The sequence below is a fragment of the Microcoleus sp. FACHB-SPT15 genome (assembly GCF_014849525.1).
GTDB classification, from domain to species: domain Bacteria; phylum Cyanobacteriota; class Cyanobacteriia; order Cyanobacteriales; family Coleofasciculaceae; genus Symplocastrum; species Symplocastrum torsivum.
Genome location: NZ_JACJNU010000050.1, coordinates 44,077 through 62,642 on the forward strand (window position 1 = coordinate 44,077; position 18,566 = coordinate 62,642).

The 18,566-nt window shown below is 47.2% G+C and carries 8 protein-coding genes and 1 tRNA gene; 4 read left to right on the top strand and 5 right to left on the bottom strand.

All coding sequences use genetic code 11. The features are described 5' to 3' along the window. Positions 1–28 precede the first annotated feature (28 nt). The 4 genes from H6F98_RS33565 to H6F98_RS17340 all read right to left on the bottom strand — a co-directional run bounded on the left by H6F98_RS33565 (position 29) and on the right by H6F98_RS17340 (position 12,673). Positions 29–5,056, bottom strand: a complete 5,028-nt coding sequence (locus H6F98_RS33565; protein WP_242058582.1) for a CHAT domain-containing protein — start codon at positions 5,054–5,056, stop codon at positions 29–31. 185 nt (positions 5,057–5,241) lie between these two features. After that, entirely contained in the window at positions 5,242–10,650 is a 5,409-nt protein-coding gene (locus H6F98_RS17330; protein ID WP_192219946.1) for a CHAT domain-containing protein, read from the bottom strand. A 388-nt stretch (positions 10,651–11,038) separates the two neighbouring features. Further along, positions 11,039–11,125: transfer RNA gene (locus tag H6F98_RS17335), tRNA-Ser, on the bottom strand. Positions 11,126–11,428: 303 nt separating this feature from the next. Beyond that, positions 11,429–12,673, bottom strand: coding sequence for a HAMP domain-containing sensor histidine kinase (locus H6F98_RS17340; protein ID WP_192219947.1), 1,245 nt, complete (start codon positions 12,671–12,673; stop codon positions 11,429–11,431). A gap of 319 nt (positions 12,674–12,992) precedes the next feature. Here H6F98_RS17340 and H6F98_RS17345 point away from each other — a divergent pair, with 319 nt between their 5' ends. The 4 genes from H6F98_RS17345 (at position 12,993) to H6F98_RS17360 (ending at position 17,612) form a co-directional block, all read left to right on the top strand. Continuing rightward, on the top strand, positions 12,993–15,065 hold the full coding sequence (locus H6F98_RS17345; RefSeq protein ID WP_192220059.1) for a prolyl oligopeptidase family protein: 2,073 nt from the start codon (positions 12,993–12,995) through the stop codon (positions 15,063–15,065). A gap of 67 nt (positions 15,066–15,132) precedes the next feature. Beyond that, the gene (locus tag H6F98_RS17350; protein ID WP_192219948.1) at positions 15,133–15,879 is read left to right on the top strand and encodes a Uma2 family endonuclease; all 747 of its coding nucleotides are present in this window, start codon (positions 15,133–15,135) and stop codon (positions 15,877–15,879) included. A 243-nt stretch (positions 15,880–16,122) separates the two neighbouring features. Then, the gene (locus H6F98_RS17355) at positions 16,123–16,503 is read left to right on the top strand and encodes a MerR family transcriptional regulator (RefSeq protein WP_192219949.1); all 381 of its coding nucleotides are present in this window, start codon (positions 16,123–16,125) and stop codon (positions 16,501–16,503) included. 128 nt (positions 16,504–16,631) lie between these two features. Further along, positions 16,632–17,612 carry an aldo/keto reductase gene (locus tag H6F98_RS17360; protein ID WP_192219950.1) on the top strand — a complete coding sequence of 327 codons (981 nt, stop codon included), beginning with the start codon at positions 16,632–16,634 and terminating at the stop codon, positions 17,610–17,612. An 18-nt stretch (positions 17,613–17,630) separates the two neighbouring features. On the opposite strand, the gene H6F98_RS17365 is transcribed toward H6F98_RS17360, so the two are convergent. Continuing rightward, entirely contained in the window at positions 17,631–18,503 is an 873-nt protein-coding gene (locus H6F98_RS17365; RefSeq protein WP_192219951.1) for an ABC transporter permease, read from the bottom strand. Positions 18,504–18,566: the final 63 nt, after the last annotated feature.

Here is an 18,566-nt window from a genome sequence, read left to right on the forward strand (position 1 = left end):
CTGGGGGGGAGGGAGTTAATAGGTGTGCTTACCAAGGATTACCAATGATCGTAAACGCGCTCCAGTAAAAGGGATGCGTGAAGTTTCTGTTTCCTAGCTTGGCTAACTCTGGGGGTAAAGGTACTGTTCCCTCACTCGTAATTAAATGTCCACCTTCCAGCCGCACTTCACCCTTAAGCATCGCCAACTGCGCCTGTCGCAGGGCTTCTGCTTTAATCGGTGCTGCTTTCAACTGTTGGTAAAATTCACTCATTAACCCCAATGTCCCTTCATCGTTGACATACCAGAGACTTGCTAAGGCTGACTTTACCCCAGCTTGCACTGCCAATCCAGCAAAGCCTAACTCGACTTGCTCATCCCCTACTGCTGTGCGGCAGGCAGACAGGACTAATAAATCTACAGGGGATTTCGCCCACTCCAAAAAGGGCAACTCAATAGGAGGTAACTTCTGATCGATGAGCTGAATGTAGGAGTTTGTTGGTTTCCCTGGCAAAAACTCAGCATGGGTTGCTAGGTGGATAATGTTAAACGAGGAAAGCGTCCGTTGCTGTATGAGATTGTCCAACGTAAACTCAGAGTTGAGGAAGGATTTACCTTGCCAGGTTTGGGTAATTGTTGCCAACTCTACAGGTACAGCAGGTAGTGGTCGATTATCGCGAAACTCACTTGCTCCCATTGCCAGCACCTGAGCGTTGCTCAAATTGGAGTAGCGGTTATCTGTTAGAGCCAGACTGGGCATCAAACCGACACTATAGCGCTCGATAATAAATCCCTTACCATCATGTAGAGCCGCTAAGGGAATAGTGCGTAAGCCAGTATCGGTGATGTAAACCAGATTGCTAATGCCTAAGCTTTGTAACTCAGCTTCTAGGGGAGCTAAAAGCCAGTCATACATTTGCTTAGCTGGGGTAAGGTAGCGACCAGAATTTCTAACATTCGTAACACTACGACGATATTGCCTCGCCATTAATAAAACCTCGGCACGGCTAGCGTTCAGAGATTTGCGGATCGGCTTGCCGTGTGCTGTAAGCAAAATCAGTTCCAAGCGATCGCGTACACTGTTAGTCCGGGAACGTAATAGTGAAAGCTGATCTTCATCCTGCTCTAAGCTTCGATTTGTCGGGACAGGTGTAATAACTTCAGGCACAAAGACAGCATAAATGACAGCAGATTTGATGCCAGTCTCTACCTCAATACGGTCTAGGAGACGTTGAGCTTCTGCTAGGGTAATGCCTTTGCTCTCCCCTAATCCAAAATAAGCTTCAAAATCATGGCTCAACGACTTGTCAGTCTCTAAAATTTCAGAGTCCTCGTTTTCAATGGGCAGCGAGTTAGCCTCCTCTTGAGGATTGGTCAAGTCAACGAAATTGATCGCAGGGTTATCAGGAGTGTTTGGAGTATCTGGAGTGTCTGTGTCTGGAGCGTCAACACTAATGATCTGGATGTTGCCTTGGGTTTCAGTGTAGGGAAATGATTGTACAGGAGCGATCGCAAATTCCCCACTCGTTATCGCCCCAGCTGTACCATTTGTTGTTGCATCACCGACATCAAAAGGAGTTATACCCTCACCCCCATGCCGAATTGTGATGTCTCCTCCACCATTCCCGCCGATTGTAGAAATACTCGCGGTTGAGCCGTCAGAAGCCGTGAAGGTATCAGTTGCCCGGAAATATTGTTCTGTAGTGATATCAACGTCACCACCTTGACCGCGAACACCCCCTTGAGCATTGATAGAGTTCACCTCAATATCACCCACTGGATCAAGGGTAATGTTGCCACCCCTGCCAATGGTCGCACTGGAGTTGAGTATCCCAGCTGTAATACTATCTCTTGCCAAGAGAGTGATTTCTCCACCTCTTCTAGGAGAAGTAGTCCTGAGATCAGCAGTGGTGATGCTACCTAAGTTGGCAGTGAGCGTTATCTCAGCTCCATCAGTCACAATGCTACCTGTCGTGATGTTGCCGCTAGTCTCTAGACTGACCCCCTGATCATTCCCACCATTAGTCACAATGTTACCTGTAGTGATGTCCCCAGTAGCCTCTAAACTGACACCTCCAATGCTAGAGACATCACCATTCAAGCTGATACCACCAGAACCATTGTTTTCCACGTTTACATTCCCAGCGTTCAGATTGCTCAGGGTAATGTCACCGCTATCATTGTTCGTCAAGCCCTCCCCTGTACTCAGAATCACTGTTGTATCGCCCGTACCAGAGTTGAGTGTGACTCCAGGAGCCGTAGTAATCGTAGCCGTCCCAGGCTCTCGATAAGCATCTATCACACCATTAGCAAGGGTTTCGTTAGCAATCAAAGTTAAGTCGCCATTATCAGTTGTGATATCAGCATTGAGCAAAATACTCCGTCCTGCCTGTAAGGTTATTGCTCCTCCATTTCCAATCGGGTTGATGGTTGTGATAGCTTGATCGACAGTGATGTCATTATTCGTCTGCATCACTACATCCGTTCCTGTATTAGTGATGTTGGTAATCGCGCTGGCATCAAGAGTAGGCGATAGCGACGGATTATCACCAAAATTAAAGCTTGTAGAAAATAAATAAGCCGCCCCTGCATTGTCTAGCCCTCCTGGATCGTCAGAAAGCGCTCCAACCACCGCATTGCTGCCGACTCCAGTCACTGACCTGCCAAAGGCATCACCCCCTGCCGGGAAGGGGTTATTAAAGGTCTGCCGTAGCGCCCCTGTTTCCCCATCCAGTAAATAGGCAGAACCAGGAGCTGTTGAATCTGGGGCATCAGCAGGCGCTCCAATGAGAATATTCGTTCCTACCTTAGCCACCGACCTACCGAATCGCTCTCCTGCTACAGGAGTAGGATTATTCAAGGTCAAGAGCCGATCTCCACTCTCCCCATCAAATAAATAGGCAGAACCCGCATCTACTATCCCCTCTGGATCGTCCCCAAAAGCGCCAATGAGTATGTTGCTCCCTACCCCAGCCACCGAAAAGCCGAAAGCATCATTGTCTGTAGGGGTGGGGTTATCAATGGTCAAGAGCAGCCCTCCGGTGTCCCCATCAAATAAATAGGCAGAACCGGGACCAGCAACAGTTTTTCCAATATTAAAATCGGGAATGTGATCGGGAGCGCCAATGAGTATATTGTTCCCCACCCCAGCTATTGACCAGCCAAATAACTCAGCCGCTTTGAGGATGGGGCTAGTGAAGGTAAAGAGTAGCGCTCCCGTGTCTCCATCGAACAAATAGGCAGAACCCGCATTTACTAGCCCTCCTGGATCATCAAGAGGTGCTCCAACAAGTAGGTTCGCCCCTGCCTCAGCTACCGACCAGCCAAATCTATCAAATCCTTCAGGCTCAGGATTATTAAGGGTTAGGCGAAGTTCTCCAGTGTTCCCATCAAACAAATAGGCAGAACCAGCAGCCTCCGCCCCTGTACTGTCACCCTGCGCCCCAATTAGTACGTTCGCTCCCACAACAGCCACCGAAAAGCCGAATTCATCTAGTGGTTCGGGGGTAGGATTATCAAAGGTCAAGAGCAGCTCCCCTGTACTGCCATCAAACAAGTAGGCAGAACCAGCCCTTGCTAACCCCCCTGGCTCATCAAGAAAGTCTCCAATGAGCAAGTTCGTCCCGAAGGCAGCTAATGAGTAGCTAAATTGGTTATCTATTGCTGGGGTGGGGCTGAGGAAAGTCGCTAGAGGAGCTGTGGCATCTGTGATTGTGATATTTTTTGGGTCGAGCAACAATCTCCCCGGTTCACCTCTTGCCGCGCCTGCATCCACCAACCCCGTAAAAATCAGTAACTCCTTGCCAGAAACCTCAACCGTTCCGCCATCCCCTGACTTTGTCCCACCACGGGCACTGATGCTGCCATAGAAGCGACTCATCTCGTCAGCCCATACAATCACTTGACCACCATCACCATTTCTGAGGGCATCAGCCGTAATTACCGAGTCCTCGCTGATCAGGGTTTGGGAGGCATTGGGTACTGTTCCCTGTCCTTGGTAGCCGCCGCCAAGAAGGACTGTGCCACCCCCCCTAGCGCCAGAGGCATTGATATTGGCATTGAATATCCCAACCTTGTCACCCAAAACATTCACTGTGCCACCTCTATGTCCAGGGGCTGGATTTGAGGCATCAAGGGTGCCAGAAGCAATTGTGGTTCCCGTTGTAGTTGAGATCGTAGTACCGGAATCGTTAAGCTGCACCGTTCCAGTTTGGGTAATACTCAGTCCTGTCTCTACACTGCCAACGGCTCCCGTTAATAAAGCTGGTAAATCAGGCGGGGTAATCTGGAGCCACTGCCCTGTTGCTGTGCGTGGCGGTTCAATTTCTAAACTCAGCAGGTGTCCGGTTTGACTAATCTTCACCAGATTCTCACCGGGTACTGCTGCAACTGTGATATTTCCTGATGGTGAAATCAGTTGTCCTGTATTAATTACACTGCCGCCAAGTAGATTTAAATTCTGCCCTTCTAGTACTGCCAGATTACCCGCATTGATGATAGTTCCAGGTTGGGATAGGTCAAAAGCCAAGTGAGTCGGGGTGCCAATGAGCTTTTGGTAGTCATTTTTCCCAAAGGCGTTGAACCAATTATCGCCAGTAAAGCCAATGCCCGTTGCTGTGGTAGCTGTAAAGTTGGCTGGTACATTCAAACTGGCATTCTCACCGAAGATAATTCCAGCAGGGTTCATCAAGAATAAGTTGGAGTTCCCACCGCTGACCTGAATTAGACCATTAATCAGCGATGGGTCATTACCTTTAACCCGCGCTAAGATATTTTGAATTTGTGGATTTGACAAAAAATCAGCAATCTGACCTTCGGAGAGTCCAAATTGCTGAAAGCTATGGAATAGATTTGTTCCATCTCCAGAAAGGGTTCCCCCATTTATCTGGAAGTCGTTGCCATCACTGGTGACAACAGTACCCGTACCATCAGCGGCAGAGGTAATCGGTTGCGCGATCGCAACAGAAGGAGAAAAAGCATCAAGCGTTAGGCTTAGCAAAGTCGCTCCGAAGGAGCTAGTGAGGCTAAGGGGAAGGATGAAAAATAACCACAATTGGTACACCCAAGCAGATTTCATTAGCAGATAACCCCTAGACCCTCAACTAGACAATCCCTCACCCAATGATTGTGTCTCTACCCATGCCAACCGAGTGATAAATTCTATGAACGTTCGCTCAGAATTTAAATAATAGAAAAGTTTGTTGTTATAGGCAATTGAGGGACTTCCCAAGAAAAGCCGCTTTTAGGGTTAGGACTTACGCACTACCAAGGATTTCCAATGAGCGTAAATGCTCCCCAGTAAAAGGGATGAGTAAGGCTTTGATCTCCGACTCTGGCTAACTCTGGTGGTAAAGGCAACCTTCCCTCACTTGTGACTAACTCGTTACCTTCAATCCGTACCTCACCCTTGAGCATCGCCAACTGCGCCTGACGTAAGGCTTCTGCTTTAACGGGTGCTGCTTTCAACTGCTGGTAAAACTCACTCATCAACCCCAATGTGCCTTCATCATTAACACCCCATAAACTCGCCAATACTGACTTCACCCCAGCTTGCACTGCTAATCCTGCAAAGCCTAACTCGACTTGTTCATCCCCCACTGCCGTGCGACAGGCAGACAGCACTAATAAATCGACAGGAGGTTTCGTCCACCCTAAAGAGGGCAATTGAATTGGCGGTAATTTGCGATCGCTCAACTGAATGTAAGAATTCGTGGGTTTTCCTGGGAGAAATTCGGCATGGGTTGCCAGGTGGATAATGTTGTATGAGGAAAGTGCCCGTTGCTGCTTGAGGTTGTCTAAGGTAAAGCCAGAATTGAGGAAGGACTTCCCTTGCCAGGTTTGGGTAATTGTTGCCAACTCCACAGGTACGGCAGGTAAGGGTCGATTATCGCTAAACTCACTCGCTCCCATCGCTAGTACTTGGGCATCGCCTAGATTCGAGTAGCGGGGGTCAGTTAGGGATAAGCTAGGCATCAAACTGATACTATAACGCTCGATCGCAAACCCTTTGCCATCATGCAGGGCAGCTAAGGGGCTAGTACGTAAGCCAGTATCGGTGATGTAAACCAGATTGTTAATGCCTAAGTTTTGTAACTCGGCTTCTAGGGGAGCTAAAAGCCAGTCATACATTTGTTTTGCTGGGGTGAGATAATCACGAGAATTTCGTCGATTCGTGACAGTTAGGCGGAATTGCTTGGTTACAGCAATTACTTCAGCACGGGTAACGTTCAAGGATTTGCGGACGGTTTTACCCTCCCCTGTCAGCAGAAGCAGTTCCAGACGATCGCGATCGCTTCGAGTTTGGGAACGCCATACTGATGATTGTCCATTATCTGGCGCTGAGCCTTGAGCTATTGCCGGGGTCGGTGTCAGGCTTTCGGAAACAAACACGGCGTAAACAACAGCCGACTTAATCCCTGTCTCACTTTCAACACGGCGCAGGAGATTTTGCGCTTCTGCCAAGGTAACGCTTTTGCTTTCACCCAGCCCAAAATAGTTTTCATAATCACGGCTTAATGACTTGTCAGTCTCCAGCGTCTCAGACTCCTCACTTTGAATGGGCAGGAAATTAGTATTTTCTTGAGGACTGGTCAAGTCAACAAAGTTGATCACAGGGTTATCAGGAGGGACTGGAGGGTTGGGATCATCAACACTAATAATCTGAATGTTGCCGTCCTCGCTGATTTCAGTAAAGCGAAACGACTGTAGAGGCGCGATCGCAGATTCCCCTCTCGTGATTGCGCCTGCTGTGCCGTTCGTTGTTGCATCACCGACAGCAAAAGGAATTACACCCCCACCCCCATGCCGAATCGTGATATTTCCCCCACCGTTCCCACCAATTGTGGAAATACTAGCAGTTGAGCCATTAGAAGTGATGAAAGTATCAGTTGCCCGGAAAAACTGATTGGTTGTGATATCCACATCACCCCCTTCACCAAGATTCCCTCCTTGGGCGTTGATAGAACTCACTTGAATATCACCGCTTGGGTCAAGTGTGACATCCCCCCCATCCCCAGAACTACCGCTAGAGTTAATCACACCTGTGGTAATTGATTCTTTTGCATTGAGGTTAATCTCACCGCCAGCAGTGATTCCAGAACTAGTGATATTACCTGTAGAAATTATTCCGTCGCTACTGCTGAGGTTAATCTCACCGCCAGTAGTTCCAGAACTGGTGATATTACCTGTAGAAATTGCTCCGTCGCTACTGCTGAGGTTAATTGCTCCTCCTGCTTGCCCACTAAGCGAGGATGAATCGAGCAATGATGCCTCAATGTTACCAGTCGTCGTTAAGGTAATGCCGCCCCTAGCAGTAATGTCTTGTGCGGTAATGTTCCCAGTGGTAGCGCTGGCAGTGAGATTGCCTTCAATAGTCGTCGGTGTCAGTGTTAAACCTGTAGCGTTGATAATTGTAGCGTTGCCTGTTGCCCCGACTGTAGCTAGACCAATTGCTCCTGCTACATTCAACTGATCAAGGTTGATATCAGCATTGCTTTGAGTGCTACTAAAGTTACTGTTACCACCAACTGTAATAATACCGCTGTCGTTGAGGTCGCCTGTCGTTGTTTGAATACCCAAGTCACTCGTGACAGTAGATGTACCCAAGTCAAGCGTTTGGTTGTTGGAAAGGAAGAGGTTACCTGCAACATTGGGTGCAGTGACTTGAGCAATAGCCGTACTCAAGGGGTTAGCAGCTGTTCCGACTGACCCAGTTGTATTCAATACAACTTTCCCACTCGTACCGCCAATGCTAATATCTATGCCACTAGGGGCACTTGCGATCGCACCCGTGTTGAAGGTTAAAGTCTTGTTGTCCGGTAGAGTAAAACCGTTACTGAAGGTAACGTCTCCTCCATATAGGATCAGGTTGAAGGTTTCGTTACTCAGGTCAATTGCCCCTAAAGAGCCGATGTTGATGCTACCTGTATCGCCTGGGCGCCCGATTATAACTGTGCCAGTCGTTTGAAAGGTTGCCAGTTCCTCAGTAGTTAGGCTCAGAATCCCATTAATATCATTGAGAGCAATTGTAATTGCGTCTGTTTTTAAGGTAATGTCGCTACTACCAGCATCAACTACGCTAGTGGGGTCAAGATTGAAGCTATCTGCGTTAAGTGCGATCGCACCTGTTGTGGTCTTGATGCTATTGCCTGCATTCGTTGTAATCGCATCAGCATTCAGCGTAATCGCACCACTGGTTGTTGTAATGGTGCTATCTCCTGCCGTGACAATAGCATCTGCCTGAAGCGTAATGGCACCATTGATCGAATCGATCTCGCCAGCCGTTCTCACATTCTGAGCTTCTATAGAAATCGGACTATTGACGGTAGCGATCGTACCCTCTGCTGTATTGGCAAAAGATTCAGTAGCCTCAAGAGTTACTGCACCACTACTGGAAGTGATAGTACCGCTGTTAAGCGCTGTCGAATCAGAACCAAGAAAGATCGAACCACTCGTTGAGCGAATAGTGGCATCTACACCATTGATAAGTTGTCCCACCACCTTGACATCAATTGAACCATTAGTTGATTCAATGTTGCCCTGATTGCTAAAGTTATCTCCCCGAATCGTAATTGTTTCCATACTGGAGGTAACATTACCTACGTTGATGAAGTTATTCCCGCTAACCGTAATAGCTCCCGTACCTGAGGTAACGTTGCCTTCATTAATGAAGTTAATCCCATCAGTTGGAATTTCATCAATCGTCTTCCCCTCAATCGAAATCGCCCCCGTACCTGAGGTAATGTTGCCTTCATTGCTGAAGTTATCCACCCCAACCGTAATTGCTCCCGTAGCTGAGATAACGTTGCCTACATTGCTGAAGTTGATGAAGTTATCTTCATCCCCAGTAACCCTAATTGTTCCGGTACCTGAGGTAACGTTGCCTTCATTGATGAAGTTAATCCCATTAATTGCAATTGCTCCCGTACCTGAAGTGATACTGCCCCCAGTGGAAATGTTTGTGTCATGCGTAAAGAACTCGACATTTCCACCACCAGTTTCAATTGAAGCATTGACATTTACTGCCCCCGTATCATTCCCATCAATGTCCGTGAAGAATGCGAGGTTGAGTAAATCTGCCCCAGGAACGCTATCAAATATCGGTGCATTGATATTGATATCTTTATAAGCCTCAAGCCTTAACGTATTCTCTCCCGTTCCTTCAAAGTCAAGCGGAGTACTTAGAGTAATATCTCCTGCTTCAGTTCCTGCATCTCCCGTTGTGATCTCGACATTAGCACCACCTGTTAACGCTTGAAGAATTAAACCTACACCGAGGATTGCCCCATCGCCATTTGAAGAAAAAGGATTGGGGGTGTTTATCTTGTCACTGCCAAAACCCTCAACAATCTCAATATTTTTGGGGTCGATTAGCCAAGTTCCCCCTAACCCTGCGGCTGCCGTGACATCAGGTGTGGTAGCAATATCCAAAAATTGACGACTACTGGTTTCGACAAAACCACCATCACCGGAGTTCAAACCACCACGAGCAGTAATATTGCCATAGACACGAGTTGCTTCATCTGCCCAGACTATTACCCTACCGCCTTCACCATTGCGCCGTGCATTGGCATTAATCCTGGAGTCACTACTTACATAGGTACTCGAAGCATTAGGTAGAGTGCCTTGTCCTTGGTAGTCACCACCTAGCAGTACCGTTCCCCCACCTCTAGCCCCAGATGCGTTGATGTTTGCATTGAATAAACCCACTTGGTTACCCAAGACATTCACTGTTCCACCAACTTGTCTTGCTGCTGGATTAGACGCATCAAGAGTACCGGAAATAATCGCTGTCCCGGCTTGAGTTGGAAGGATTATGCCATTGGTTTGGATTATGCGATCGCCATTGACAGTTAAACCTGTCTCAACCTCACTACCTGTTAACAATTCCGGTAGCATCAGTGGTGTAACTAGCAACGAATCTCCCTGTCCATCAGCGGGTAGGGCAAGGTCTAAGCTTAAGATTTGCCCATCCCCTTTGAGCCGTACTAAGCCTGTTCCGGGCAACGCCATCACCGTTATGTTGCCTCCTGGGCTTCGGAGAGTGCCTGTATTAACTACTGTTCCTGCAACGAGGGAGAGATTTTCCCCTTGTTCGACTGTCAAATCTCCAGCATTGACAATTGCTCCAGCTTGTGGGGAATCAAAGCGAAACGCATCTGGGTTTGCAGCTAAGTCGTGATAATTATTCGTTCCATACGCCTTAAACCACTCTCCACCAAAGCCGATACCTGTGGCAGTTGTCGCTGTGAACGCGGCTGGAACATTTAAACTAGCTCCAGAACCAAAAACTATCCCGGCTGGGTTCATCAAGAATAAGTTAGAGTTTCCTCCACTCACTTGAATCAAACCGTTAATCACAGATGGGTCACCACCAACCACCCGTCCTAAGATATTTTGAATCTCAGGATTGGTGAGAAAATTAGCCATCTGACCTTCAGAGAGTCCAAATTGCTCAAAACTGTGGAAGAGGTTTGTCTTATCTCCAGAAAGAGTACCGCCGCCGATATCAATGCGATTTCCTTCATGTGTGACAATAGTTTGAGTACCGTCAGCCGCTGGTGTAATTGGCTGAGCGATCGCCGGGGAAACTGTAGAAAGCCAAGCTATCCCGTTCCCCATCAAGCAAGCCATGAAACACAACCACGACTTGCGTTGCTGGACAAATTTCATTAGTGCATATCTCCTCTAAGCCTATGACTTGAAGGCTGTCTCCACAGCTAAATTTATGCACCCTATTCAATATTGCCTCAAGTTCAGGGGGGTTCGGAAGGTACAACACCTGCACGATAAGCTCTGGGTAAAAGCTAATCCCTTGCCAGTCAAGGATGATAGAGATTTTAAGATCTACACATCCTTAACAGAAGTTCAGGTATTTCAGCTTCTTTAGATTTTTCTCTCATCCGATGCCGCCAGGTTATGGAGTAGACCTTAGACTGTGCGATCGCTTCTATCGGCGAGAGATACCTGCCTCGACTTCAAACCAATATAAGGCGATCGCTATACAGATAACTTTGCCTGTGGCAGATCTAAATCCCTCAGTCTTATTCAACTTCAGCTACGGAGAGGGGGGGATTCGAACCCCCGATGGTTGTGACACCATAACAGATTTCGAGTCTGCCGCATTCAACCGCTCTGCCACCTCTCCCAACAGGCTTTCGCCTTTTTTAATTTTGCTGTGAGCTTACCCTAGCATCCATTTCAAACATTCTTTGCCAGTTCACTGTCATATTCTTTGGATGGACAAGGCACAGCCTCACAGACTTAGTTTATAGCATAAGAAGCGATCGGACTGCGTCATCTCATATCTAGCACCAGCATTTTATTGAGAAAATCATAGCCTAAAAAGCTTACTGTACAAGCTTTCTTTGCTTCTACCCTCTGCCTCCTGCCTTCTATCTTCTGCCTTCTTGCACTAGTTGCCGTTGGTATGGCTGCAATGATACGAGCCTTAAGAATGGCTAGATAATGCTTCTTCAACGGTTTTGACACTCAAGGGGAAAATCGCAGTAAAGGTAGAGCCAATTCCCACCTCTGAAACTAACTGAATCTCGCCTTGCAGTAGTTTTACAAGTCTAGAGACAATTGCCAGCCCTAAGCCAGTACTATCGGGTAAGTAGCTGCTACTGTCACCTGCTCGAAAGAAGGGGTCAAAGATATGAGCTTGGTCTTCTGGAGCAATTCCAATCCCCGTATCGCGGACTGAGATAGACCATTGATTATCAGCTAATAGACAGCAGGTAACTGTGACTCCTCCAGACTGGGTGTAGCGAATCGCATTACTAATAAGATTCATCACAATCTGCTGTAAACGTAACGAGTCTGTCAAAACTTGATCGGGAGCGCGTGAAACGCAACTGCTGGCGCTAGCTGAATCGCAATCAACCACTAACTGTAGCTCTTTGGCACAAGCAGAAGGTTCCAGGACTTTTATCACTTCATTGATCAATGAGCGCACGTCTGTCGGCTCTAGACGTAGTTTCATCGTCCCATCTTCATACCGGGAGACTTCTAGTGCATCGTTAATCAAACGAAGCAATTGTTGTCCATTCCGTAGCACTCGCTCAATGTGATCCAGATTGGCAGAGGAATCTTTCACTTCGTGGTTCTTTCGTTGTTGTTGGCGCAAAAACAAGTTTGAGTAGCCAATAATTGAATTTAGAGGATTTTTCAGTTCGTGAGCAAGATGAGAAAGATTGTCCTGATGAGCGCGAACCATGCGACTCAGTTCTTGATTCGTAAGTGTTAGCTGATTGGACAGATCATGGAGTTCCTGCAAGCGATGCAATGTATAGCTTTTGAAGCATCTAGCAATCATTTCATCGATCGCAAGATCAATCAGACGAACAGCTCGAAGCATTTCTTGTGGTGAACCGAGAAGCAAATCTGGCTCTAAACTCGAAAAGATTACCTGGCGCAATAAGCGGTACTCCCGCGCAATTTCTTCAGCATCATAGCCTTGTTCAGCCCTAAGGTCGCCATGTTCTAAACTCTTCTCTACAAGCGTCCGCAGATCGCTTTCTTCAGATTGAGAGAGCATCGTTACGAGCGCCCGGAGGACGAAGGGAAGACCATCACGCACAGCCTTATACGTTAGGTGCTTGGCGCTTTCTATTTCTACATCCTGGCGAACAGCTTCCACCCAGTTTGTGACAATGGTATCAATTTTATTGGTTAGCGCTTGACTAAAATCCATGTGGACTGAGGCTTAACTAAGAAGTGGTCATCTTTTTGGTTAGATTGATTGACTATCTCACTATCCCAAGGCTTGTTCAACCCTCATAGGTAGAGTTCGAGTATCTATGAGAGGTGGTAGGTGGTAGGTGGTAGGGAGAGGGATTTCATCGCAATGTTAGAGGCACAGCTCATGGTGCCTACCTATTTTTATTTGTATTTATTTATACACATTAAGTTAATAAAAATACTCGGTTTTTGCGATCGCATCCACCACAAGCAACAAGAGAGCAACTGGGATGAGCGCTAAACTAGACAATGCTGCGAATAATCCTCAGTTTATGCAATCCTCCAGTCAAGCCTTTGTCTACCCCTCCAGCCGCCAAGTTGACCAAGTTGATGACTACCACGGCATCCAAGTACAAGACCCGTATCGCTGGTTGGAAGACCCAGATTCAGAGGAAACAAAAGCTTGGGTAGAGGCGCAAAATCAAGTCACGTTTGGGTATCTCAGCGAAATACCCGTGCGAGAGCAAATCCGTGAACGATTGACGCAGTTGTGGAATTACGAGAGGTATGGAATTCCGTTCAAGCAGGAAAATCGCTATTTCTACTTCAAAAACGATGGTCTTCAGAACCAAAGCGTTCTCTACACTTTAACCTCCCTAGATGATGAGCCAAAAGTGTTGCTTGACCCCAACACCCTCTCCGAGGATGGTACCGTTGCTCTATCAGGTTTAGCCCTTAGTGAAGATGCCAAATTCATGGCTTATGGTCTTTCTACATCAGGTTCAGACTGGAAAGAGTGGAAAGTCTTTGATGTTGAAACGGGTGAGAATCTTTCTGATCATCTTCAGTGGGTGAAATTTTCGGGCGCGTCTTGGACTCATGATGGTCAAGGCTTCTTCTACTGTCGCTACGATGAGCCAAATGACGCAACTAAATTAGAAGACATTAACTATTATCATAAGCTCTACTATCACAAGCTAGGTACATCACAGTCCGAAGATGTTCTGGTTTATCATCGCCCTGACCAAAAAGAATGGATGTTTGGGGCTGGTGTTACAGAAGATGGTCGCTATCTGATTATTTCTGTTGATCAAGGAACTGACCCAAAAAACTTAGTTTTCTACAAAGACTTGGCAAATCCAGATTCTCCAGTAGTGGAACTGATTAGTGAGTTTGAGGCTAACTATAGCCTTATTGATAATGATGGTTCAGTCTTCTGGTTTCGCACGGATTTAGATGCTCCTCGTGGTCGGGTGATTGCTATTGATATCAACAATCCAGCACGGAACAATTGGCAAGAAATTATTGCCCAAACGGCTGAAACTCTTGAAGGGGTTGGCGTACTCAATAATCAGTTTGTTGCTGACTACCTGCAAGACGCTCGTTCTTCGATTAAGATTTTTAACCTAGATGGTTCTTTTGTTCGAGAGGTAGAATTACCAGGAATTGGTTCTGCTGGTGGTTTCGGTGGCAAGCGCTATGATACTGAAACGTTCTATACCTTCACGAGTTTCACAACACCACCAACCATTTATCGATACGACATGGTGAGTGGTGAAAGTACAATTTTTCGCAAGCCAACTGTAGACTTTAACCCAGACAATTATGAGACGAGACAGGTTTTTTACAGCAGCAAAGATGGTACGCGAGTACCAATGTTTATCACTTACAAAAAGGGATTGCTGCTAAATGGAAATAACCCAACTCTTCTGTATGGCTACGGTGGTTTCAATATCTCCCTAACACCTAGTTTCTCCGTTGGTAGAGTGGTGTGGATGGAGATGGGTGGGGTCTATGCAATGCCTAACCTACGCGGTGGTGGTGAGTACGGCGAGGAATGGCATCAAGCTGGAACAAAACTGAATAAGCAGAATGTTTTTGATGATTTTATTGCGGCGGCTCAGTGGTTAATTAAAAACGGGTACACTGCTCCTGAGAAAATTGCGATCGCAGGTGGAAGTAATGGTGGTTTGTTAGTGGGTGCTTGTATGACTCAGCGTCCAGATTTATTTGCTGCCGCTTTACCCTCTGTGGGTGTACTCGATATGCTGCGCTTCCACAAGTTTACAATTGGCTGGGCGTGGTGTTCAGATTACGGTTCCCCGGAAAATCCAGAAGAGTTTGAGGCGTTATATGCCTACTCGCCGTTGCATAATCTCAAAACTGGAACAGCTTACCCAGCAACGATGATTATTACGGCTGATCATGATGACCGTGTAGTTCCTGCTCATAGTTTCAAATTTGCGGCGGCTTTGCAAGCAGCTCATGCTGGGGAGAAGCCTGTGTTAATCAGAATTGAAACGAAGGCAGGACATGGTGCAGGCAAGCCAACGTCTAAGATTATTGAAGAAATTGCGGATGAGTGGGCTTTTTTGGTGCGATCGCTAAATATAGAAGTTAGCTAAACGCATTGATACACTAGGTATCTATAGAGCAATTCACATTAATATCTTCGCACTTAGGGTCAAGCCAATGGTTCTCGAAATCCCAGCTAGCAAAACAGAACCAACCGTCACCTGGGAAGCCCTACCAGCCGACTTCTTTTTACCCGATGACCCCGTGGAAAATATTCAACAGCCCGCTCTTGCCGCCGCCCTCACTGATGCACTGGGGGCCGCCGGACGCATCCAGCCAGAGATGCTGATTGGCTCAAACTTCGGGCTAGTTGCAAACGTGAATAAGAAAACTGTGGTCAAAGCACCGGACTGGTTCTATGTGCCCGAAGTGTATTCCGTAGCAGAGGGTACTATTCGCCGCAGCTACACCCCAAACTTAGAGGGGGCACCTGTTGCTATTGTCATGGAGTTCCTCTCCCAAGAAGAGGGCGGTGAACTGTCGGTGCGCTCGACCCCACCCTATGGCAAACTCTACTTCTACGAACAGATTCTACAAATACCCACTTATGTCACCTACGATCCCTACGAACCCAGCTTGGAAGTACGGTGTTTGCAAAATGGACGATATGCTTTACAAACAGCCGATGCCCAAGGGCGGGTGTGGATTCCGGAGTTAGAACTGTTTCTGGGGATATGGTTAGGGGAGCGTCTCCAGCAAACCATGAACTGGCTGCGTTGGTGGGATGGCGCAGGCAATTTACTACTGTGGAGTGCAGAACAAGCAGAACAAGAACGTCAACGGGCAGAACAAGAACGCCAACGGGCAGAGACATTAGCCACTAAGTTGCGTGAGCTTGGAGTTGATCCAGATCAGCTCACCTAAAGCAAGCAACTTATAGAAGAAGGCAAAAGGCAGAAGGCAGTGGACGGAAGGTTTATTAGTATTACGTGGTTGTTTGGGCTGTCAAATCTGTCCTCAACTTTATGGCGACAGTTATAAAACCAATTTAGACGAGCCAGATGTTTTCTGTGGCAAACAAGGCTTGACATCTATAGAAGAACTCGCTACATTCAAATTAACGTTAACGTCAAGGTTGAAACAAGCCAACAAAAGGTGACTGACAAAATGCGGATCGGGGAGCTTGCCGAAAAAGCTGGCGTTACGCCTCGAACAATTCGTTACTACGAAAATTTGGAGCTGCTTGGTCCAAGTGAACGTGAAGGCAAAGGCTTTCGCTACTACACAGAGGTTGAACTTGCTCGACTCCGCAAGATTGATGCGCTCAAATCCCTTGGACTCACCTTGGAGGAAATTGGTAGCATTCTTGACTTGTTCTTTGAGGAGCCAACAGTGTTGCAGGGTAAGCAGAAATTGCTGGAAATGCTAGTCGCTCACCTCAAGGAGACTGATGTCAAGCTCGAAGCCCTAGCGCAGTTTCGTTCTGAATTACAGGCTAATATTGCCAAAATCCAGAACTGGATCGACGAGCAAACCAAAAGCCAGTAATTTTTTTAGACCTAATTTAACGTTAACGTCAACGTTTATACTCAATAAAAAGTATGAATTGAGATTGGTACTGCGAGAATTACCGATTCAGAAGGATTTCGTTAATTGAGAAAACAAGGAGAAAAAACATGAAAAACCGCAAACTCGGAAACCAAGGTTTAACTGTTTCGGAACTGGGACTCGGATGTATGGGAATGTCTGAGTTCTATGGGGCAGGTGATGAAACCGAGTCGATTGCAACGATTCACCGTGCGCTTGAACTCGGTGTGACTCTGCTGGATACTGCTGATATGTATGGTTCTGGCGCGAATGAACAGCTTGTCGGTAAGGCAATTGCGGATCGACGCGATCGCGTTGTGTTAGCCACAAAGTTTGGTATTCTCCGGAGTGAAGACCAGGGATTTCGTGGTGTCAATGGTAGCCCTGAGTATGTGCATCAAGCCTGTGATGCGTCACTACAACGGCTTGGAGTAGATTACATTGACCTCTACTACCAGCACCGAGTCGATCCAACTGTACCCATTGAGGAGACAGTTGGGGCAATGGCTGAGTTGGTACAGCAAGGCAAAGTACGCTACCTGGGTCTGTCAGAAGCCTCTGCCAACACCATACGCAGGGCGCAAACTGTCCATCCGATTACGGCTTTGCAGTCAGAATACTCACTTTGGAGTCGCGATCCAGAAGACGAAATTCTCGCAGTTTTGCGTGAGTTAGGAATTGGCTTTGTTGCTTATAGTCCACTTGGGCGCGGGTTTCTCTCAGGCAGCATTACGAGTCCAGATGATTTGGCAGCAGATGATTTCCGCAGAAGTTCACCAAGATTCCAAGGCGAGAACTTTTACAAAAATCTCCAACTCGTTGAGCGAGTCAAGGAAATTGCGGCGGAAAAAGGCGTTACTCCTGGGCAACTAGCACTTGCCTGGTTGCTTGCCCAAGGTGACGATATCGTACCAATCCCCGGAACAAAACGTCGAGCTTATCTTGAGGAGAATATTGCAGCAACGGAGATTGAACTTACTCAAGAAGACCTTCAGCGTATTGACGAGGTTGTGCCTAAGCAGGTTGTCGCTGGCGATCGCTACTCCGACATGAGTACTGTCAACCGTTGAGGCTTTTGAAGTGCTGAGTTAACGGTTCCCTCGCGGATCGAAAGCATCGCGTAAACCGTCACCCAACAGGTTAAAGGCTAGGACAGTCAACGTGATAAATAAACCAGGGAACAAGATAGTCCAGGGTGAAGAGAGAGAATAACCAGCTTTAAAAGCATCCGAGAGCATCGTACCCAATTCAGGTGTCGGCGGCTGTGCGCTTAAGCCCAAAAAGCCTAACCCAGCCGCTTCTAGAGTCGCTGTACCGATTGAAAGCGTTGCCTGTACTACTAGTGGGGCGAGGCTTGCGGGTAAGATGTGGCGAAAAATGATGTGCCCGGACGTTGCCCCAAATGCTCTTACTGTCTGGACAAATTCTTGTTCCCTGAGCGAGAGTACCATGCTACGAGTGAGTCGAATGAAAATCGGGATTTGTACCAGTCCCACAGCAATCATCACACTGGATACACTGGGACCCGTTACTGTAACAACTGTGATCGCTAAAAGAATTGAGGGAAACGACAGCAAGATATCAGTCAACCAACCAATCAGCGTTTCCAGCCAGCCCCGGAAGTATCCCGCAACCAGCCCTAACAGAACACCGATAATCAGCCCTAGCAATACGGAGACTAAACCAATAAACAGTGAAGTGCGTAACCCGTACCACACTAAGTCGAGGATATCTCGTCCTAAACCATCCGTACCGAACCAATGGGCAATACTTGGGGCTTTTAGACGCGCCGCATAATCTCGGTCTGTTGCTGGATCATACGGATTGATAATAGGAGCGAGTAGCGCCATCAACACGAGTGCAGTCGTTAAGACAAGCCCAATTTTTCCTGAAATCGATTTTGACAATCGTGCGATCGCATTCCAGGTAGTTTCACTCCAAGCGTTTGCCGCAATAGTCATAAAAATTAGTCGTTAGTTGTTAGTTTTTGGTTGTTAGTAGCAAAGATAGACAGTCAGTCATCA